General features: G+C 66.4%; 1 protein-coding gene. It reads left to right on the top strand.

The annotated features are described in order from the left end of the window. Nucleotides 1-74 precede the first annotated feature (74 nt). The coding region (locus FV222_RS28140) for an MFS transporter (RefSeq protein ID WP_147816417.1) at nucleotides 75-752 on the top strand (678 nt) is incomplete at its 3' end.

The raw sequence follows: 752 nt of genomic DNA, 5'->3' as shown, positions 1-752 counted from the left end.
ATGATCCGGCTACCACCTATATCTACACTTATGGTGTCGTGGGCAGCGTCATTTGTTTATAAGAGACTGCTCCGATGCCGGCCCTGGTCCAACCCGTGCCCACGATCCCATCCGCGGCCGAGCGCGCGACGCGCGAGGCCGCGTACCGGACGATCACGTGGCGGCTGCTGCCGTTCTTGATGGCCCTCTGGATCCTGTCGTGGATCGACCGGGTCAACATCGGCTTCGCCAAGCTGCAGATGCTGGGCGACCTGAAGTTCAGCGAGACGGTCTACGGCGTCGGCGCCGGGATCTTCTTCGTCGGCTACTTCCTGTTCGAGGTCCCGAGCAACCTGCTGCTCGAACGGGTCGGCGCCCGCAAGACCATCGCCCGGATCACCATCCTCTGGGGGATCTGCTGCGTGGCGATGATGTTCGTCACCACCGTGCCGGCCTTCTACCTGCTCCGGCTCCTCCTCGGGATCTTCGAGGCCGGGTTCTATCCCGGGGTGATCCTGTACCTGACCTACTGGTATCCGACCGGGCGGCGGGCCCGCGTGTTCGGCCTGTTCATGTCGGCCTCGGCGCTCGCCGGCGTGATCGGCGGACCTCTGGCCGGCACGATCATGACGGGCCTCGACGGCGCCAACGGCTGGTCCGGCTGGCAATGGGTGTTCCTGATCGAGGGCATCCCGTCGATCCTCGCGGGCCTCGTCACGCTGGCCTACCTCACCGACCGGCCCGAGAAGGCCGGCTGGCTCGCGCCCGAGGCG

The organism is Methylobacterium sp. WL103, from assembly GCF_008039885.1.
Classification (GTDB): domain Bacteria; phylum Pseudomonadota; class Alphaproteobacteria; order Rhizobiales; family Beijerinckiaceae; genus Methylobacterium; species Methylobacterium cerastii.
The sequence above is the reverse complement of the archived record's forward strand: the minus strand, read 5'-3'. Positions and strand labels throughout refer to the sequence as shown.